At 33.2% G+C, this 21,273-nt stretch carries 20 protein-coding genes; 4 read left to right on the top strand and 16 right to left on the bottom strand.

The features are described 5' to 3' along the window. Positions 1-4 precede the first annotated feature (4 nt). Positions 5-571 carry a hypothetical protein gene (locus tag AC3IPI_RS14135; RefSeq protein ID WP_039112794.1) on the top strand — a complete coding sequence of 189 codons (567 nt, stop codon included), beginning with the start codon at positions 5-7 and terminating at the stop codon, positions 569-571. Between the two features lies 1 nt (position 572). On the opposite strand, the gene AC3IPI_RS14130 is transcribed toward AC3IPI_RS14135, so the two are convergent. The 15 genes from AC3IPI_RS14130 to AC3IPI_RS14060 form a co-directional block, all read right to left on the bottom strand. After that, positions 573-1,238, bottom strand: coding sequence for a M15 family metallopeptidase (locus AC3IPI_RS14130; RefSeq protein ID WP_489153481.1), 666 nt, complete (start codon positions 1,236-1,238; stop codon positions 573-575). 127 nt (positions 1,239-1,365) lie between these two features. Further along, complete coding sequence (locus AC3IPI_RS14125) at positions 1,366-1,830, bottom strand: SRPBCC family protein (protein WP_489153479.1); 465 nt, start codon at positions 1,828-1,830, stop codon at positions 1,366-1,368. A gap of 4 nt (positions 1,831-1,834) precedes the next feature. Then, a complete protein-coding gene (locus AC3IPI_RS14120; RefSeq protein WP_489153477.1) occupies positions 1,835-2,311 on the bottom strand; it encodes an SRPBCC family protein in 477 nt (158 codons plus the stop codon). 240 nt (positions 2,312-2,551) lie between these two features. Further along, complete coding sequence (locus AC3IPI_RS14115) at positions 2,552-2,854, bottom strand: hypothetical protein (protein ID WP_039112800.1); 303 nt, start codon at positions 2,852-2,854, stop codon at positions 2,552-2,554. A 108-nt stretch (positions 2,855-2,962) separates the two neighbouring features. Continuing rightward, positions 2,963-3,601, bottom strand: a complete 639-nt coding sequence (locus tag AC3IPI_RS14110) for a hydrolase (protein ID WP_086893924.1) — start codon at positions 3,599-3,601, stop codon at positions 2,963-2,965. A 55-nt stretch (positions 3,602-3,656) separates the two neighbouring features. Beyond that, a complete protein-coding gene (locus AC3IPI_RS14105; protein WP_489153474.1) occupies positions 3,657-4,295 on the bottom strand; it encodes an isochorismatase family protein in 639 nt (212 codons plus the stop codon). Positions 4,296-4,335: 40 nt separating this feature from the next. Further along, positions 4,336-4,860, bottom strand: a complete 525-nt coding sequence (locus AC3IPI_RS14100) for a YceI family protein (protein WP_489153472.1) — start codon at positions 4,858-4,860, stop codon at positions 4,336-4,338. Between the two features lie 30 nt (positions 4,861-4,890). Beyond that, complete coding sequence (locus AC3IPI_RS14095; RefSeq protein WP_489153470.1) at positions 4,891-5,766, bottom strand: pirin family protein; 876 nt, start codon at positions 5,764-5,766, stop codon at positions 4,891-4,893. A 7-nt stretch (positions 5,767-5,773) separates the two neighbouring features. Continuing rightward, positions 5,774-6,064, bottom strand: a complete 291-nt coding sequence (locus tag AC3IPI_RS14090; RefSeq protein ID WP_039112804.1) for a GNAT family N-acetyltransferase — start codon at positions 6,062-6,064, stop codon at positions 5,774-5,776. 262 nt (positions 6,065-6,326) lie between these two features. Further along, positions 6,327-6,917 carry a Crp/Fnr family transcriptional regulator gene (locus AC3IPI_RS14085; RefSeq protein ID WP_039112805.1) on the bottom strand — a complete coding sequence of 197 codons (591 nt, stop codon included), beginning with the start codon at positions 6,915-6,917 and terminating at the stop codon, positions 6,327-6,329. Positions 6,918-7,182: 265 nt separating this feature from the next. Beyond that, positions 7,183-8,214 carry an NHL repeat-containing protein gene (locus AC3IPI_RS14080; RefSeq protein WP_489153467.1) on the bottom strand — a complete coding sequence of 344 codons (1,032 nt, stop codon included), beginning with the start codon at positions 8,212-8,214 and terminating at the stop codon, positions 7,183-7,185. Beyond that, entirely contained in the window at positions 8,205-9,443 is a 1,239-nt protein-coding gene (locus tag AC3IPI_RS14075; protein ID WP_489153465.1) for a hypothetical protein, read from the bottom strand. Before AC3IPI_RS14075 ends, AC3IPI_RS14080 begins: the two co-directional genes overlap by 10 nt. A 241-nt stretch (positions 9,444-9,684) precedes the next feature. Beyond that, positions 9,685-11,091, bottom strand: a complete 1,407-nt coding sequence (locus AC3IPI_RS14070) for an efflux transporter outer membrane subunit (protein ID WP_489153463.1) — start codon at positions 11,089-11,091, stop codon at positions 9,685-9,687. A 20-nt stretch (positions 11,092-11,111) separates the two neighbouring features. After that, positions 11,112-14,276 carry an efflux RND transporter permease subunit gene (locus tag AC3IPI_RS14065; RefSeq protein ID WP_489153461.1) on the bottom strand — a complete coding sequence of 1,055 codons (3,165 nt, stop codon included), beginning with the start codon at positions 14,274-14,276 and terminating at the stop codon, positions 11,112-11,114. Between the two features lie 6 nt (positions 14,277-14,282). After that, positions 14,283-15,446: an efflux RND transporter periplasmic adaptor subunit gene (locus tag AC3IPI_RS14060; RefSeq protein ID WP_489153459.1), complete on the bottom strand. Its 1,164-nt coding sequence runs from the start codon at positions 15,444-15,446 to the stop codon at positions 14,283-14,285. 263 nt (positions 15,447-15,709) lie between these two features. Between AC3IPI_RS14060 and AC3IPI_RS14055 the strand changes: the two genes are divergently transcribed. The 3 genes from AC3IPI_RS14055 to AC3IPI_RS14045 all read left to right on the top strand — a co-directional run bounded on the left by AC3IPI_RS14055 (position 15,710) and on the right by AC3IPI_RS14045 (position 19,639). Continuing rightward, positions 15,710-16,762: a sensor histidine kinase gene (locus tag AC3IPI_RS14055; protein ID WP_489153457.1), complete on the top strand. Its 1,053-nt coding sequence runs from the start codon at positions 15,710-15,712 to the stop codon at positions 16,760-16,762. Next, a complete protein-coding gene (locus tag AC3IPI_RS14050) occupies positions 16,759-17,490 on the top strand; it encodes a LytR/AlgR family response regulator transcription factor (protein WP_489153455.1) in 732 nt (243 codons plus the stop codon). The genes AC3IPI_RS14055 and AC3IPI_RS14050 overlap by 4 nt, the downstream gene beginning before the upstream one ends. A gap of 208 nt (positions 17,491-17,698) precedes the next feature. Continuing rightward, entirely contained in the window at positions 17,699-19,639 is a 1,941-nt protein-coding gene (locus AC3IPI_RS14045; RefSeq protein ID WP_489153453.1) for an oleate hydratase, read from the top strand. Between the two features lie 157 nt (positions 19,640-19,796). Here AC3IPI_RS14045 and AC3IPI_RS14040 read toward each other — a convergent pair whose 3' ends face one another. After that, positions 19,797-21,074, bottom strand: a complete 1,278-nt coding sequence (locus tag AC3IPI_RS14040; RefSeq protein ID WP_489153451.1) for a Rid family detoxifying hydrolase — start codon at positions 21,072-21,074, stop codon at positions 19,797-19,799. Positions 21,075-21,273 lie beyond the last annotated feature (199 nt).

Raw genomic sequence — 21,273 nt, 5'->3', positions numbered from 1 at the left:
TAAAATGAAACAACTAATTACTTTAACTTTATTCTTATTAACTTTTAATTTATTTGCACAAAAAGATTGTGAATACACTGTAAACGTTACCGATTCTATAGGAACATACAAATCGACTAAAGAAACCATGATTTCCGAAAAAAACTTTGCAGGAACTGCGAGTTATATCTTTTTCTCTTTAGCACAAACAGATGGTCTGCCAACACTTAATGTACAATTGATTAAAAAAAGTAAAGAGTTTACAGCTGCAAATTGCTTTGATAAGAATTCGAAATTATTTTTACAATTAAGCAATGGAAAAATTGTTACACTTATCCATATTGACCAAGAAAACTGCGGTACATTAATTCGTGATGACAAAGGATTTGATAATCGCGTTACTCCAGGTATTTTTATGTTCTTAAAAGATAATTTTGAAGATTTAAAAACTTCACCTATCTCGATGATTCGTATTAAATACTTGTCAGATACTGAAGATTATGTTATGAAAAAAGAATTCACATCTGAACTAAATGATAAAACATACCGACCTGAAACATTCTTTATTGATAATATAAGATGTGTCGAATAATCTAATTACAATCCCATTTTGTATTAGAAACTTTATCGTTTAAACCTGCTTTTAAATTATAATGCCACCACTCTGAATCGAATGAATTAAAATTATGTTTTATCATTATTTTTTTCAACAACAGGCGATTGGCTTTAATAGTATCTGATAAATTCATATAGCTATGACTGGCTTCTTTTCCGAAAAAATCAAAAGAAGTTCCCATATCTAACTCTTTACCATCACGGTCTACAAGAGTAATATCTACGGCTCCTCCTCTATTATGGATGGAGCCTTTTTTTGGATCAGCCACATATTTAGGGTTAGAAACTATTTCCCACATTCTTTTTTGGATAAATAGAGGTCTGTAACAATCAAACAACTTGATTTTATACCCTTTCTTCATAAAACTTTTATTAGCTTCTACTAGTGCTTTTACTGTTTTTAAACGCAAGAAACATTCGGCACAATCGTACACTTTTGCTTTAAGAAAATTATCTTCTGTAGCATATTTCATATCATACACAAAATCGTTACTATAATCTTTTAAATTAACAAAAGTAGTATCGGCAATTACCTGATTGGCTTCGCTTGCATATGACTCATTTTGAGCATTTGAAGAGGCAGTAAAGAAAAATATTATGATGAAAAATAAAGATTTAATATATGAAGTTGTTTTGATTATCATGTTTGGAAATTTATTGTAAAAGTAAATGTAAACAAAAGTAAACCATATAAGTTATGTAAGAAAATATAAGCGTGACTAATCAGTGCAAAACTTACATAAGTTATATGGTTAAAATCCCCTTGTTTCATTACTGCTTACTTTCTACTTCTTCTTTTAAATTTGGTTGTCCTTTACCTGTAGTAATTAAATTGTATAAACTATTTTGTATGTAATTGGTCCAGGCGTTAAAGCAGATATCGTAACATTCGTAATCTGGAACTAAGCCTTGATGTGTTAAACGAACTTCTGTTTTATTGTCTTTCTGATTAATTTCAAAAATAACTTTTGTACCTACCCATTCGCTTTTATCTGTAGTAAAATTAAAATCATTTTCTAAGACATCCCAAACTACTTTTTTGTTAGGAATAACTTCTATTAATTTCATTTTACAAATATGAACGTCTTTATAATGATACTTAAATACATCACCTAGTTTTGCTGTACCTCCTTCTATTTCTTCTGACCACCATCCTCTAACATTCGTTATAGCATCAAATGCTTCTTTGGGACTTTGGTCTACCAAAATACTTGTAGTAAAATCTTGATTATCCATGATATTATTTTTTAATTGATTTATCTTCTATTTCCTGATTCAATACATTGAGATTTCCTTTACCAGTAGTTATCAAACTCAATAAACTATTCTTTAAAAATTGATTCCATCCATTTGAGCAATCGCCAAAACATTCTATTTTTGGCACTAATCCTAAATGAGTAAACTGAATTTTTGTTTTATCATTTTCTCTAGAGATTTCAAAAACAATTTTAGTATCATTCCATTCTGATTTATTTTTGAGGAAACTCAATTGACTGGCTATAACGAGCCAAACAATCTTTTTTTCGGGTACTAGCTCAACTATTTTTTGTTTGGAATAATGAACATCTCCAAAACGAACTTCAAATTCATCATTAAGCTTTTGTGAATCTCCTTTAAAATCTTCCGACCACCAACTCCGAACTTTCATAATAGCATCAAATACTTCTTTGGGAGTTTGGTCTACCAAAAAAGTTGCATTAAAATCTTGATTATCCATGATATTAATTGTTTAAAAAATTAAAACCTCATTTGAACTAAACAAAGTTAACAATCTCATTTACAAATAATAGGATGTAAAACAGACTTTTACAGGGTTAATTAAGACATATTAATGTTTAACTTAATCTTCTTGAGTTAAAATTTTATTTTTAAACTAAAATTATTCAAACAGTCTAACAATTATCCGCTTTACATTTCAAAATTATAATCTAAAAACAAATTCTCTCTTATTGATACTTTAGATTGTCTTTAATTTATTCAGCATTTCATTTGTAATATCATCTGAATAAATTCCATAGCCATTTATTAGTATTCCTTTCAAATTATACTTTTCCGATTCTATAGCATACAAAATGGACTGGTCTGAAGGATCTTCATTTACATCAAAGTGAAATGATTTATTAATTACAAACTCCTCATGAAAGATTTTATATTTTCCGTTTCGGCATTCAATACAATTTTGTTTTAAATTAAAATCTTCTACATAACCTTGAGCCCTCAAAGCATCTATTCCTTCTATAAGTGTATCGTACGTTTCCATTTCTTTATAATTAAGTTTTATTTTAATTAATTTCTGTTCTTTATTTATAACACCAAAACAGCATCACAAAATGCAATACTGTTTTGGGTTAATTAAAAATAAAAAGAATTATTCTCTATCATAAGAAAACTGAATTCCTGCTGTACCTCCTGTTTTAATAAACAATTGCATAAATTCCTGAGCCGTTTCAGAACGTCCCCAGTCGCGTTGCAATTCACAAAATAATTGTGGCGCACTAACTAAGATTGCTCCAGCTTGCTCCATTCTTCTTAATGCTGCATTATGCGCCTCTAAAGAAGTTCCCCCTACAGCATCAACTACTAAGTAAACATCATATCCTTCTCTTAAAGCATCTAGTGCAGGAAATGAAAGGCAAGCCTCTGTCCATAAAGCAGTCATTATTAGTTTTTTCTTTCCGGTTGCTTTAACAGCTTCTAAAAATTCTTTGTCTTCCCAAGAATTTATAGTAGTTCTGTCATAAGACGGTATTCCTTCTAATTCTCTTTTTAATTGAGGAATTGTTTCTTTATTAAATCCTGTTTTTACATTCACCGTCGAAAGTACAATCGGTAAATCATAAACTTTAGCCATTTTGGCTACACCACAAATATTATTAATAAGTATCTGTCTATCCATTGAAGCAATGGAGTTAACTTGTACTGGTTGATAATCGATAATGATTAATGCTGAATTTTCTGGTGTTAACAAATGATCACTTTTCTGATCACGAATTGGTAAACTGCTCATAATTTCTATTTTTTATGTTAATCTTAATTTATTATTACTGCCTATTATAATCTCTTTACTTTTTAGATGTTCCTATACTTTCTGCTTTTAAGAAACTTTCGATTACTGCCTGGTAATTTGGCATAACCGCTGAATAAGCTTCTGCAAATTGTAAAGCATCAGGACGATTCCATGTTTTTTGAATTTCGCTACAAACAGCTGTTGTAGTGATTGGAACTACTCCTGCAAGTGTCAATCTGGCAAGTGTTGTTTGTGATGATAAAGGACTCATATCGCCAGAAGCATCAATGACAGCAAATACTTCATAACCTTCTGTTACTGCCGAGATAGAAGGAAAAGCAACACATACGCTAGTTAATATACCTCCAATAATTATTTTTTTCTTACCCGTTTTTTTAACTGCTTCAACAAATGCTGGCGTATCCCAAGCATTAATTTCACCATTACGAGGTACATAAACAGCATGTGGAGCATATTTATGAATTTCAGGCATTAGCGGTCCATTAGGTCCATTAGGCTCAGAAGCTGTTGTTATTACAGGAATATTTTCTATTGCTGCAATTTTAGCTAATGTGGTTACATTGTTACGCAATGAGGTAACATCAATGTCTTTTACGGTTTGAAACAAACCACTTTGATGATCGATAAGTAAGATTACTACATCGTCTGAATTTATTCTAGTTACTACTGACATGTTTTTTAAGTTTATTTGTTATTATTATGTTTATCTTAATTTATTCCTTTGGAAATTCTCCATCCATTTTTATTAGTACATCGTCCTTAAGTCCATCAAAAGGTAAAATCAACCCTACTTTAAAATCAGAACGTTTTAACGTTACCAAAACCTGAAATCCAGATGTGATTTTGTTCGAATTCGGATTAAGCATTGTTCCTCGATAAATAAAATCTACCGTAACTTCTTTTGTAAAACCATGCATGCTAAGATTTCCTGTAACTTTATAATTGTTTTTGCTACTTTCTTTTATCGCATTACTTTTAAAATTTAGAGTAGGATATTTTTCCGCATCAAAAAAATTGGGACCACGTAAATCTTCATCTCTTCCTTCTGAATTTGTAAACACTGAATTTATTTCTGCTGATAATTCAAAAGAGGCATCACTAAAATCTGATTTGGACGTTACTACCGTCAAATCAAAATTGTTAAACTGACCTACAATATCATTAATCATCATATGTGTTACTGTAAAGCCAAGTCTTGAATGCTCATGATCATTTCGCCATATTGTTTGATTTTCCATATTCTTATTATTTAATTCTTAATCTATTAATTACTCTAAATACCCGAACCTCCCCATATTTACATCATCGAATGCCTGAATGATTTCTTCCTGGGTATTCATAACAAAAGGCCCATGAGCAACTATTGGCTCATTTATCGGTTCCCCACTCAATATCAACACTATCGAATCTTCAGATGCTTTAATTGTAAATTCTTCACCTTCATTTGCAAAAAGCAAAAAATTATCTGCAGGTACATTTTCACTATCATTAACCCTAATACTTCCCTCTATCACTAAAAGTGCTGAGTTGTGATTAGCAGGGAAATTAAAAGTTGTAGTAGCTCCTTTGTTCAATTTTGCATTAAACAAATTCACAGGAGTAAATGTTGTGGCTGTTCCTGGAGTACCATTATATTCACCTGCAATAACTTCTATAATACCATCATCATTAGGCAGTTTATGCTTATTGATTTCGCTATTAATAATCCCCTGATATTTGGGTTTTGTCATTTTATCCTTGGCTGGAAGATTTACCCAAAGCTGTACCATCTGAAAATCACCTCCTTCTTTGCTAAACTGCTCTTCGTGATATTCTTTATGTAAAATTCCAGAAGCAGCAGTCATCCATTGTACATCTCCTTCACCAATTACACCACTGTTTCCAGAACTGTCATGATGTGCTACTTTCCCTTTGTAGGCAATCGTAACTGTTTCAAAACCTCTATGAGGATGTACTCCAACACCTCTTAATTCATCTGTTGGCGAAAAATAAAATTTAGAGTTATAATCCATCATTATAAATGGACTCATTCTCTCCATGCTCATCCCTTTTCCGTAAGGAATAAAATTATGCACTCTAAACCCGTCTCCTACCATATGTGGTGCAGGCGGTGCTAATACTTGTTCTATTTTTTTTGTTTTCATTGTGATATTATTCTTTATTATGAAACAATGAGTTTGCCTGATATTCAGGATGCTTATCGATATAGGCTTTTATGTATGGACAATAAGGTTTTACTTTAAGATGATTCTCTTCTGCATAATCCAAAACATATTTAGCGATATACGCTGCTATGCCCCTTCCTCCTAATTCGGGCGGAACTTCTGTATGTATATAAGCAATACCGCCATCAAACAATTTGTATTGTTCAAACGCTATCTTCCCATCTAAATGAATCTCAAAACGTTTGTCTTTTTCGTTATTTATAACTGTGTATTCCATGATCTAGTTTTTTAGTATTGTAAAATTAGTAAGGATAAAAAACTAAGTACTTGATCTATGATAAGAAATATAAAAAGGGAGAATAAAAATATAAATCAATGATTATCAACTTATAGAAATGCAGAAACATGACAGTATTATGCTTCAAAATTTAATTTGAAACAAATACTCTCTATTGTAAAGAATCGGCTTTGAGCCTAAAAAATATTATGAGGATGTTATTGTATTAATAACAACTATTATGGAGTCTGTACTGAATAACTTAGTACTTGAAGTTTTTTCTGGCTAGTTCTTTTCGGACTCTACTCAAACTTTCGGGGGTAATGCCAAGATAAGAAGCAATCATTTGAAGTGGTAATCTAAAGGTAATTTCGCGATGCGTTTCTATAAAATCTAAATATTTTTTCTCAGCGGTGGCTGCCAATAAATAATTTATTCTTTTCTGCATCTGGCGAATATTTTTTTGCAAAGCGAGGGTATTAAAAGAAACAAAATTTACAGAGATTTTCTCAGCATTTTTAAGAAACTCCTTTTGGATATAAATTATCTCTGCATCTTCAATTACATCAATAAATAAATCTGATGGTTCATCAAAGTAAAAACTGCTCCTGTCTGCAATCCACCAATTTTCTGAAGCAAACTGGATAATATGATCCTTTCCCATTTCATCCACAGTATAGGAACGTAACAAACCTTTACACACAAAGAATGCTCTGTCACAAATTTGATTTTCTTTTAATAAAATTGTTCCTTTTTTTATTTTAAGAGAATGTACCAAATGCTCTAACTCTTTATACTGTTCCTCTGATATATCAGTATTACTTAGCATATATTTTTTAAATTGTTCCAGCATTTGTATAAAGAGATTAATTTGTAAAGTGAATGTATACAAAATTAATTAAAATGATAAAGTCTTGTAAATAATACCTAATTTAAATTTAAGGGAGTAATCATATGTAAAGAGATTACATTTTAATATTCATGTATTCTTCTCAAGAATAATCCATTACACATTATTTCTTGCAAAATTGGAAATGAAATATTAGACACAAAAAAGCCCACTCGATTGAGTGGGCTTAAATATGAATATTTTCAATAAAAAAATATTACAATCGTTATTATCTTTGTTCTGTAATTGCAGATTGGTTAAGTTTAATAACCCTAATTTTCTGGTTTGTATTATCCGATAAAAAAAGACGGTCATTAAGTTGTGCTGTACTTACAATAGTTCCAAAATTATTTTGTCCCATAACATCCGAAGCATTTACTCTTGGATTGTAAATTTTGTCCATGAATTCTCTTCTAGGATAAATACGCAAATAATTTAAATCCTTAACATTTTCTGAGGTAATAGCCCAATCTGCACTAATAGCAAGTGCAAGAGGTTTTGCCTCTCCAAACGGAATTACTGTAGCTTGTATAGGAACTGTAAGCGAAGCCGCTCCATTGGCACGAATACCAGCAATGTTGTAATACAAATACCCTTTTGCGTTTCTTCCTGCTACAACTAGATTCCCATCTGCAACATCCATTGAATACACCTCATCATAACCTTTTAAAGTATTTAACTTGGCCATAGGAGCTAAATTCCAATTACTTTTATCCGTAATTTGCGATGCCTCAAAAACTTTAATACTCGTTTCTTTTTCTTTAACGAATACTAATCCGTCTTTTACTACAACTCCAAAAACGTGTACAAAAGTTTCCCACCAGTTACCGTTTCCTACTGTACTAATTCCAGCATTTGTCGTTTCGTCAATAACAAAAAGTCTTGAATCAACGCTCCCAATATAAATTCTGCCATTATCTACACATACCGAAGAAAGTTTGGTTAACGCAATTGTAGTAGCTCCCTTAGTGTAGTTTGCAATTGTTTTTATATGAGCTAATGTTTGAGCGTTAAAAATCTCAAGTACATCACCATTACAAACATATAATTTGTCATTTGCTACAGCGATACCTTTAGGATTAAATGTCCCTTTTCCGTCTCCAATTTGACTTACAGTTATTGATGCTTCGTCAGTAGGATAATAATAACTATGATTAGGAGATGTCCCCTCAAAAGAATCCTTACTGCAGTTTGTAAAAACGCAAAGCAGTAGTATAAAAAAAGCTATTTTATTCATTGTAGTTTTAGGTGTTAATTCCATTTTCCGTCTCCTTTATATTTTATTAAGAATGGATTTTTGGGATCAATTTTAAAAACAGGTTTTTTGTAAGTTCCTGTTAAGTAGTTTGTTTTAGTATATCCTTTTAAAACATCTGGATCTGTAAAAGGAAGATCGTTTAGGTAAATCAAGTATTTGTAAAAATGAGTCAACATCTCTTGTTGTCCCCCACCTTCGCCACTATTGGCTAAATTACTACTATGGCTAAAACCGATATGATGTGAATATTCGTGTGACCAAACCGACATATCCCCTTTCCAGTGTCCAGTTACATAACTTGACTCCCATTGAGAAGCCAAAGCTCCGCCACCCCAAGCAGATCCTCCACCTACCATTGCCATATCAACAGTTCTGCTATCAAGATAATTCCAATATATTTTCTCTATTTCAGCTTTAGAAAGATAATCATAAACACCACCAACATCATCAACATTTCCATGCCAATAAATAGCACCATTTATTGCTGTACCAGCTTGAGCAGCTTGTTCTTGCTTGTATCTATCAAAATTAATAAAAGTGTCATAATATATTGGGTGACTTAAAGCATACGAATAGTTGATAATCATTGCTATTGCTTCTTTAGCCAAAACAGGATTCATAGGCAAATACACATAAGACGCATCACCGCTAAGATGATACCAATCGTTAAATTGAACTAAATGTGAAGACTTAATCTTTTTGAATTTTGCAAATAATGGATCGCTAGATTCTACTGAAAATTCGATTGCTCCAGAAGAGAAACCATCAATTTTATCAATTGTTACCGCATTACCACTTTCTAATAAATAATCATTTTTGCCAGCAACCAAAGGAAGTTGGTGAAACGAACGATGAAAAGCTGGAACTTTACTAAAATTATAAATTAAGAATCGCTTGTCATAATTAGGCAATTTTGCATAGATTCTTACATCTGTAAGTCCAACAGGAGAGTAAAGAGAAATTTGTACTGAATCTTTTCCTTTTTGAATTACTTGCATTGGTTGATTTACTCGAAACCAACGATCTTTTTTGTCATACATTTTTGAAGGACTTTCGTCGTCTTCAAACATAGTCATAGCTCGATTACCTGGTTGTAAATTTGTTGCATCAATGCTTGGCAAATAGTTGGCTTCATAAGCCGTAGATTGGTCATCCTTATCACAACTTGTAGATATAAGAAAACCAGTAAGTAGTAAGCTGGCATAGAGCCACCTCTTGATGTTTGTAATCATTGCTTGTAGGTTAATTAAAATTGTTTTTAGTCTTTGGGATATTAGATTTAAAAATCTAATGGGTGCAAATATCTTTTATTATTTTTTAAATAAAAATTTATTTTTATTATTTATAAAAAAGGATAATCTTTAAACAATTCTTGTCAGAAAAACGATACTGTTACGAAGATTTACAAAAACCAAAACTCGCTAAATTAGCGAGTTTGTGTTTTGACCTTTATTATTTTATTACATTAATTGCTTATTTCCAACCACCTCCTAAAGCGCGATACAAGTCTACAACAGCCTGTAACCTCTGTAAATTATCATTTACTCCGCTCAATTGTGCTGCCAAAAGATTTTGTTCTGAAGTCAGTACATCTGTATAATTGGTAGCCGAACTGTATTCTAAAAGTTGTTGTGTAAAGTCAACTGATTTTATCAATGCTTCAATTTGTTTCTCTCTCGAATCTTCTTTTTCAACCGCCATCTCATAAGCATACAAAGCATTAGAAACTTCCTGACCTGCAACAAAAAGACTTTGTTGGAAATTATTTAATGCCTGAACTTGTTTTGATTGTGCCGATGTTAATCTTGCTTTATTAATTCCTTGGTTAAACAATGGCTGAGTCAATCCTCCAACTAAAGAGTAAAAAACAGAATTAGTAAAGAAATCCGTCAATTGCAAATTCGAAAATCCACCACTTGCTGTAACGGTCAAACTTGGATAAAAATATGTTTTTGCCATATTAGTATTTTCAAAAGCAACTCTGAAATTAAATTCTGCCTGACGAACATCTGGACGATTTTCTAACAATTGAGATGGTAAACCTATTGCTAAATTTTCTGGAGTAACCTGACTTTCCAAACTAGATCTTTCTATTGGTCCTGAAGCTTGCCCTAATAAAATATTCAAAGCATTTTCGGTTTCACGAATGCTTCTTTTTAAATCTGGAATCAAAACTTCGGCTGCATGTTGATTGGCTTCACTTTGTACTACTGATGCTCCGGTAACTACAGCTCCTTCTTTTAACGCTTTTATAACTGCTACATTTTTAATACGACTTTCTAGTGTCGCTTTTGTTATTGCTAATTGTTTATCATAAGCCAACAATAAAAAATAATTATTTGCAATATCAGCAATCAGTTGTGTCTGAATTGCTTGTTTTGCAGCATCTGTAGAAAGATAAGTTGCCAGAGCAGCTCGTTTAGAACTACTCAGTTTACCCCAAATATCAGCTTCCCACGAAGTGCTCAGACCTAATTTATAAGTTGTTGTTAACGTATTAATATCAATTCCGGCAGGAAAATTAAGTCCCGCTTCCGATTGTTTACTACGCGTTGCATTAGCATCAATATTTAGAGTTGGATAATAAGCCAATTTAGTCTGGCGTAAAGCTGCACGTGACTGAACAATATTTTCTATCGCATTTTTCAGATTAATATTCTGAACTAATCCTTTCTGAATCAAAGCATTTAGTTTACTGTCTTTAAAAACGCTCTGCCAAGGCATATTTGCCAGCGTAGTCGAATCGGCAGGAGCCTGATCACGATATAACTTATCCGTAGAAATTGTCGTCGGACGATCGTACTTTTTAGTAATTGAGCACGCACTTAATAGTGTAGCTGCAGTTACTAGTATAATATATTTATTTGCACTATGAGTCATCTCTCTTCTTAATTAAATTACTACTCTTTATGAGTTTCTATCAATTGTACTTCGTCATCGTCTTCATCATCATAACCATCTTTGGCTGGACCACTAATATTTTCCTGCAAGGTTTGAAAAATGATAAACAATACCGGAATTACAAAAACTCCCAAAATTGTTCCGATTAACATTCCTCCAACTGCTCCTGTACCAATTGATTTATTTCCTACCGCTCCTGCTCCTGAAGAAAACATTAAAGGTGTAAGTCCTAAAATAAAGGCAAAAGAAGTCATTAAAATTGGTCGCAAACGCGCTACAGACCCTTCAATTGCTGCTTGTACAATTGGCATTCCTTTTCGCCTTCTATCAAGTGCAAATTCTACAATTAAAATCCCGTTCTTCGCCAGCAACCCGATAAGCATAATCAATGAAATCTGCAGATAAATATTACTATTGATTTTAAATACGATAGAGAATAAATAGGCTCCTGCTAATCCAAACGGAATAGATAGCAACACTGCAAAAGGCAAAATGTAACTTTCGTATTGTGCACTCAACAAGAAATAAACGAATACCAGACACAATATGAAAATAAATACGGTTTCGCTTCCTGATGCTAATTCTTCACGTGTTAATCCCGAGAATTCATATCCATAACCTGCAGGAAGATTTTCGGCAGCTACTTCCTGAATCGCTTTAATAGCATCTCCCGAACTGTAACCCGGATTTGGTGCTCCTGTAATAGAAATCGAAGTAAATAGGTTAAACCTGGAAATTGATTCTGGTCCAAAAACTCTGGTCATAGTTACAAACTCCGTAATTGGAGCCATTGTTCCAGCGCTATTACGAACAAATATTTTGTTCAATCCTTCTTTATTGGTTCTAAATTCTGGCGATGCCTGAATCATAACACGGTATTGTTTTCCGAATTTATTAAAATTTGAAGCATACAAACCTCCGTAATACCCTTGCATCGTAGACAAAATTCCATCAACTGTAACACCTGCTTCTTCTGCTTTTGCCAGGTTGATATCCATCATATATTGTGGGAAACCAGGATTAAATGGCGTAGTTGCATATTGTATTTCTGGGCGCTTAGATAGTTTTTCTAAAAACTCGTTATTTATTTTATAAAATTCTGCTGTACTATGCCCTCCTTTATCCTGTAATTGGAATTCAAATCCTCCACTTTGTCCAAATCCCGAAATTGTTGGTGGAGAAATAAAGAAAATACTAGCTTCACGAATACCGCTTGTTTTTGCAAAAAGTTGCCCAATTACATCATTTACAGTTGCCTCACGATCTTCCCATTTTTTTAATCGAACAATAACCATACTATAAGCACTACCTGCTCCAGCTGTAAAATTCTGTCCAACAATTTGAAGCGTTGTCTGAACTCCAGGAATCGTATGTGCAATACTATCTACTTTCTTTGCTACGATTGCAGAGCGCTCCATAGACGATGAAGGTGGTAAACTAATATTGGCAAAAACTACTCCTTGATCTTCTGCAGGAACAAAAGCCGATGGTGTCGTTTTCATCATATAAAACAATCCTGCTCCAGCAATAAAGATTGCGACAAGTACAATCCATTTTTTTACCGAAAGGAAACTAATCGAACGTTTATATTTACCCGTTAAATTATCAAAAGCGACATTAAAAGAGGTATAAAATCGTTGTATAAAACTTTTATGTTTATGATCGTCTGCATGTGGTTTTAAAAGTAAAGCACATAAAGCGGGACTCAGGGTCAATGCATTTACTGCCGAAAGAATAATGGCAACGGCTAGTGTAATACCAAATTGCTTATAAAAAACTCCTGTAGATCCTGCAATAAATGTTACTGGAATAAATACTGCTGCCATTACAAGTGTAATCGAAATAATGGCACCCGAAATTTCATTCATGGCATGAATTGTCGCTTTCTTAGCTGATTTATAACCACTATCGAGCTTGGCGTGAACTGCCTCGACGACCACAATAGCATCATCGACCACAATACCAATAGCAAGTACCATCGCAAAAAGCGTCAATAAGTTAATCGTAAACCCGAATAAATCAAGGAAGAAGAATGTTCCCACAATAGCAACCGGAACTGCAATTGCCGGAATTAAAGTTGATCTAAAATCCTGAAGGAAAATAAATACTACAATAAAAACAAGGATAAAAGCTTCGATCAATGTATGGATTACTTTCTCTATCGAAGCATCCAGATTTTCATTAACATCAACTAAAGTCGTATATTTTACTCCTTTAGGAAAACTTTTTACCGCTTCATCAATAATTTTTTTAGAGTTATTAATTACATCACGTGCATTAGAACCTGGCGTTTGGCTAATAGCAATTGCTACCGATTGAAAACCATTGGTAATATTTGCCGAAGCATAACTTAAAGATCCTAACTCTACTTTTGCCACATCTTTTAATCGTAACAATTGTCCGTTTCCGGCAGATTTAACAACTATATCTTCAAATTCTTTTGCACTTGTTAAACGCCCTTTATATTTGATAACATATTGAAAAGCCTGTTTTCCGTTTTCTCCAAACTTCCCTGGCGCTGCTTCAACATTTTGTTGCGCCAAAACTTTAGATATATCACTCGGAATCAGTTTGTATTGCTGCATTACATCTGGTTTCAGCCAAATCCTCATAGAATAATCCATGGATCCAAAAACATTCACATCTCCTACTCCAACTACACGCTGGATTTGAGGCACTAAATTAATCTTAGCATAGTTCTGAAGAAACGTCTGATCATACGCTTTATCTTCACTATACAAGGAGAATATCAATAAATTACTACTCTGGCTTTTAGTTACTGTAACCCCAGCCTGAGTTACCTCAGCAGGCAATAAACTCGTAGCTCTCGAAACTCTATTTTGTACGTTTACGGCAGCAAGATCTGGATCTGTACCTACTTTAAAATAGATTTTTATCGAAGCGTTTCCATCATTAGTAGCAGATGAAGTCATGTAAGTCATGTTCTCCACACCATTAATTTGCTCTTCTAGCGGAACTACGATACTCTTAAGTACCACATCTGCATTGGCTCCTGTATAACTCGCTGACACATTTACTGTAGGTGGAGCAATGTCAGGATATTGCGCAATAGGAAGTGACGCAAGTCCTAGAATACCTAAGATTACGATAATAACAGATATTACCGTAGAAAGTACTGGTCGTTGTATAAATATTTTAAACATTTCTTTTTATTTTAAGTCAGCATAAACAGTTTCGGCACTCTGATTTTGAGGTTTGATTTGAGTACCTTCTTTAAGTGAAGCAACTCCTTCTAAAACAATTTGATCTCCCGATTGCAAACCACTTGTTACTACATAATAATTTCCAGCAGAATTTTCTAATACTGAAATATTAGCATTTTTTGTTTTTCCGTCTTTTCCAACTGTGACTGCAAAAATTTTATCCTGAAGTTCAAATGTGGCACTCTGTGGAACCAACAATACCTCTTTTACTTCGTTTGGAATTCTTACTGTTGTGCTACTTCCGCTTCTGATGATACCTTTAGTATTAGGAAAACGTGCTCTGATATTTACTGAACCAGTTTCTGTATTGATTAATCCATTTATGGTTTCGATACGTCCTTTTTCATTATAACTTGAGCCATCTGCAAGAAGCAATGAGACTGCTGGCATCTTTTTAATTTTTTGCTCTAATGATGCTTCAGAATTATCCGTTTTGGTAAAGTCCAGAAGCGATTTTTCGTTTAGAGCAAAATATGCATACACATTACCTATACTAGAAACAGTTGTTAATGGGTCGGCTGTAGAAGAGCTCACTAAACTTCCTAAACGAAACGGAATAGAACCAATAACTCCATCAACGGGACTGGTTACTGTAGTATAACCCAGATTTGTTTTGGCATTTACTAAACTTGCATTAGCCTGTGCCAATGATGCCAAAGCCGATTCATACGTATACTGTGCCGATTCAAGTTCATATTTACTAATGATTCCTTTTTCTACCAAAGGCTTAACTTTATTTACCGCCAGTTTTGCTGTACTTAAATCTGCCTGAGCACTTTTTATGCTTGCTGCTGCCGTACGAACTTGTTGCTCATATTCGGGCGCATTAATTTTAAACAAAGGCTGTCCTTTTTTAACAACAGCACCTTCATCAACATAAATCTTATCGATATAGCCTTCTATCCTAGGGCGAATTTCTATATTTTGCTGTCCCTGAATACTCGCGGGATAGTCCGTATTTAATGTTGCAGATTTTGGCTGTAAAGTCAGCGTTTTATATTCTTTAACTTGCGGTGCACCTCCGGCTTGAGCCGATTTATCGTTTTTATTACCACATGATGCGATAACAATAGACGCTGCAAGGATGCTTAAAAGAGATTGCTTATTCATTGTAAACTATGTAATTATCATTTATATTAAAGCAAATGAACTAAAACATAACACACAAAAATGAGTTAATAGATGTAGCTCCTATAGATAATCGACAGAGAGAACATTACAATCGACAAAAGTTATTATAAGTAAAATAATACGTTTAAAGTAATCTCATCGACTCTAAAATGGTTTTTAAAGGTTATAATTCCATTTCTGACGATTGGTTTTATATCACGTTTAAATAAAATGTAATATTGTCATTAAAATCTTAAATCATAATGGTACTAAATTTTTTTAAACCGTATTTATTTACTGGATTGCATATCCTCGTTTGGTTATTACTAGGGTTTATCTTGCTATTTTACATACCATTAACTTGGAATATAGCAATACCTCCATTTTTTTGGCTGTGGCAATGTACCGTACTATTTATTATGATTGTTCTCTTTTATGCTAATGCAAAAATTATAGTTCCAAAAACTATTATAAAAGACAAAATAGGTCCTTTTTTATTATGGATTTTTCTAGTTATATTTTCATTACAACTTATCGCCTATCTATACACTTCGCAAACAGATATGCACAATAAGATTGCAGCATTACTGGGTTTTCAGAAATATAGAAATCGGTATTTCGACAACTTCATTTTTACCATAACCTTATTAGTTTTAGGAATTAGTACCAGTTGGGCCATGTTACAACATTGGCAAAAAGCAGCACAGCATAAACAAAAACTCGAGCAAGACAAAACCGTGGCTGAACTTGCGATGCTTAAAGCACAAATAAATCCTCACTTTTTTTTCAACTCACTCAATAGTATCTACTCACTTACCTATTCTAACATAGAGGATTCTCGTAGTGCACTCCACACCCTAAGCCATATGATGCGCTACTTACTTTATAATACTGAAGGAGAAAGGACAACATTACTCAAAGAAGTAGATTTTCTAAAAAACTATATAGTGCTAATGAGGCTGCGTGCCAACAGCAAATTAAATATTACAACAAACATTCCCGAAAATTTAATAGACTATCCCATAATTCCAATGTTGCTATTGCCATTGGTAGAAAATGCCTTTAAACATGGCGTACATGCAACTGATAAAAGCGAAATCAATATCACAATTAATCAGGATAATAACAATCTTGAACTTGAAGTAGAAAACACTTTTTTTGAAAAAATAAGTACCTCATTAGATCAGGGAGGAATTGGATTAATCAATACCAAACGCAGACTACAACTCGTTTACCCAAACAAACACACTATGAACGCTGGTACTACCCAAGATGGTAAATACAAAGTAAACCTGCAAATAACTTTAGAGCAATGAGTATATTAAAATGTATAGCTGTAGATGATGAACCTCTGGCATTAAAACTAGTAGAAACGTTTATAGAACAAACCCCTTTTTTACAATTAATAGATAGTTGCGATAATGCAATTGAAGCTATGGCATTAATACGAGAGAAACAGCCAGATCTTATTTTCTTAGACATAAATATGCCTAACTTAACTGGTATGGAACTAGCCCGCCTCTTACAGCAACAACCAGGTCCTATTCCTAAAATTATTTTTACTACAGCTTATAATCACTATGCAATAGAAGGTTATAGAGTAAATGCAGTAGATTATCTTTTAAAACCATTTAATTACGAAGAGTTTTTAAGAGCATCTCACAAAGTATTAGAATTGTTTGAAGAATCATCAAATCACTCTCAGGCAAATGTTATTGATGATGAATTTATTTTTATAAAAGTGGAATATCAATGGGTAAGAACTAGCTTAAAAGATATTTTGTATATAGAAAGTTTAAAAGATTATGTAAAAATACACCTCGCAGATTCTCAGAAATCATTACTATCTCTAATATCCTTAAAAGCGCTTGAGGAAAAACTCCCTTCTTCAAAATTTATGAGAATACACCGTTCTTATATTGTTTCTCTGGAAAAAATAACTGCAATTAGTAAAAACTCAATATTCGTTGGCAAAACAGAAATAACTGTTGGCGAACAATACAAAGAAATGTTTAAAGTTATCGTCGATAGATGGATAAAATAAAAGACGATTATCCAAAATAGGCAGATATGTCACTAATCCTTTCTATATCAATCAGATTAATCAAATCCTTAACTGACTTTGTAAAACGCCCGATTATGTTCTGTTCGAAAAGAAGAGAAGCTTAAATTTAACGAAAGAGAAACCTTATTTCACATTGTCTTTTAAGAGAAAATACTTAACTTTATTTGATTCTTAAAATAACAATCAAATGAAAGGAATCACATCTAAATTCGATAAAGTTTTGAATGCCTCTACAGAAAAAGGGAAAGTAAATCATGAACCCGATTCTAGCAAAGAGCAGCAACGTAATACTCCAGAAAAGTCCATGCCGTTTTCAGATCAAATTGGAAACTATCAACGCAACATAGGAATACCTACAAAATCCTATAAAGACAGTAAAGTCTACATTATAGGTAGCGGAATAGCTGGTATGGCAACTGCCTATTACTTTATTCGTGACGGACAAGTTCCCGCCAAAAACATCATATTTCTAGAACAATTACCTATTGATGGAGGCTCACTAGATGGTGCCGGAAATCCTAAAGATGGTTACATCATTAGAGGTGGTCGGGAAATGGATATGACTTATGAAAACCTTTGGGATATATTCCAAGACATTCCAGCTCTAGAAATGCCTGCTCCATATACTGTTCTGGATGAATACCGCTTAATAAACGACAATGACTCTAATTATTCCAAAGCTAGACTTATACATAACAAAGGCGAAATAAAAGATTTTAGCAAATTTGGTCTAAACAAAAAAGACCAGTTAGCCATTATCAAACTTTTGCTAAAGAAAAAAGAAGAACTAGACGATATAACCATTGAAGGCTACTTTAGTGAATCTTTCTTAAGTAGTAACTTCTGGACATTCTGGCGTACTATGTTTGCCTTTGAGAACTGGCATAGCTTACTTGAATTGAAACTTTATATGCATCGTTTCCTCCATGCTATTGATGGACTGAATGACTTATCATCTTTAGTATTTCCAAAATACAACCAATACGACACCTTTGTAACACCTTTGCACAAGTTTCTACAAGAAAAAGGAGTTAGTATTCAATTTAATACTCTCATAAACGACCTCGATATTCATATCAATACCGATGGAAAAGTAGTAAAAGGAATTATTACAGAAAAAGACGGTAAAGAAGTCATTATCCCAGTTGAAAAAGATGATTATGTAATTGTAACTACAGGATCTATGACAGAAGACACCTTTTATGGTGATAACAAAAAAGCTCCTATCATAACTATAGACAACAATACTAGTGGAAAAAGTGGAGGATGGAAACTATGGAAGAATCTTGCTGCAAAATCTAACGTTTTTGGTAATCCAGAAAAATTCTGTAGTAATATCGAAAAATCATCTTGGGAATCAGTTACTTTAACTTGTAAGCCTTCTGCATTAGTAGAAAAACTAAAAGAGTATTCTGTAAATGATCCATATTCAGGAAAAACAGTTACCGGAGGAATTATTACTATTACAGATTCTAATTGGTTAATGAGTTTTACTTGCAACAGACAACCTCATTTCCCTGAGCAACCAGATGATATTTTAGTACTTTGGGTTTATGCATTGTTTATGGACAAGGAAGGAAACTACATTAAAAAGAAAATGCCACAATGTACAGGAGATGAAATTCTTGCTGAATTATGTTACCATACAGGTATTATCGATGAGTTAGATAATGTTATTAAAAACACCATCGTACGTACAGCTTTTATGCCCTATATTACTTCGATGTTTATGCCTAGAGCCAAAGGTGACCGCCCAAGAGTAGTACCAGAAGGATGCAAAAACCTGGGGTTAATTGGACAGTTTGTAGAAACCAACAATGATGTAGTTTTTACAATGGAAAGTTCTGTAAGAACAGCAAGAATAGCCGTTTACGAATTATTGAATTTAAACAAACAAGTACCAGATATCAATCCTTTGCAATACGATATTCGTCATTTGCTAAAAGCGACAAAAACACTAAATGACAATAAACCCTTTTTAGGAGAAAGCATATTGCGTAAAGTACTAAAAGGAACTTACTTTGAACACATCTTACCTGTTACTGAAGAAGAAGAGGAAGAACATGAGTCTTTTATAACAGAACAAGTAAGCAAATTCAAAGATTGGTTAAAAGGCGTAAAAGGTTAATAGTAATTTAAAACTCATATAAAAACAGAAATCCTCAAAATCAAAAATTTTGAGGATTTTTTTGTGATCACCGTAGGATTCGAACCTTAAACCCACCCAATTTTAATCAAGAAGGTCTTTCGGATGAACTACGTGTTTTTATAAAACAAATCTCTGTTTATGCTTTTGGAGGAGTTCCTTCTGCATTTGCTACAACTACATCAATTTGGACTAACGCATCTTTAAGCAAAGCTGAAACACCAACAGTTCTTCGTGCAGGAATACCACTTGGGAAGAATGTTCTATAAACTTCATCTACAGCATCAATATCTTCAATGTTTTTAAGGAATAGATTTACTTTAACCACATCATCTATAACATGATCAATACTTTCTAAAATTGCTTTGATATTTTTCAAACACTGTTCAGTCTGCTCTTTTACACCACCAGCTACTATTTCTCCTGTTTTTGGATTAATAGGTAATTGAGCCGAAATGTGATTATAATGAGAAAACGCTACAGTTTGTGTCGATAAAGAACATTTTGGTGCATTTTCAGTATTGTTTGCCTTAATGACAATTCCATGTCTGTCTTCAATAGCTTGCGGAGGTGTACCATCTCCGTGTGACACTATTGCTTCAATTTGTACCAAAGCATGCATCGGTAAAGCAGAAGCTGCAACTGTTGTACGTGCTGGAACATAAGCTACAGCTCTGGCGATAGCCGAATCTGGAAAAAATGTTGTGTAAACTTCATTTACGACTTCAACATCTGAAAGGTTTTTAAGGAAGATATTAATCTTAACAATATCGTCAAAAGGAACATCGATACTTTCTAAAATTGCCTTGATATTTTTTAAGCATTGTCCAGCTTGCTCTTTTACACCACCTACTACCACTCTACCCGTTTTTGGATCAATAGGTAATTGAGCTGAAAGATTGTTGTAATGAGAGAATGATACCGTTTGTGTAGATAAAGCACATATTGGTGCATTTGCTGTATTATTGGTAAGTTTAATGAGATTCCCTGCTTGTGGTGCGTTCGGGATTGTCCCTTCTCCGTTTGAAACAAGCGCTTCAATTTGTACCAATGCATCTATAGGTAAAGCTGCAACAGCAACTACCGTACGTGTAGGAACATAAGTTGAGAAGAATGTTTTATAAACTTCGTCTACAACATCAATGTCTTTGATATTGGTAACAAATACAGAGATTCTAACCACATCACTCATAACATGGTCGATGCTTTCTAGAATTGCCATGATATTTTTAAAACACTGTTCAGCTTGTTCTTTTACACCACCAGCTACCAATTTGCCCGATTTTGGATCAATTGGTAATTGAGCCGAAAGATTATTGTAATGAGAAAAAGCTACAGTTTGTGAATATGGACCAATACTTTTTGGAGCATTTTCAGTATTCCTTGCTAACAATGAATTTACTTTATTTGAAATCATTTTGTTTATATGTTTATCTAATTAATAATTTAGCTTTAAAATTTTAGCTAAATCAAAATTATTCTGATTCCAATTTAAAATCATTCACGGCAAGACATAAAAATATAACCATAGGACTTTCTTGCAAACACAGAATTATTAGGTTTTTCAATAAAGAGTAAATATCTATAGCTTCTTTTTTTTTAGAAAGTAGAAAAAG

It is taken from the genome of Flavobacterium sp. GL_143, assembly GCF_057834355.1.
Note: the sequence above shows the minus strand (reverse complement) of the source record. Positions and strands in the feature narration are given on the sequence as shown.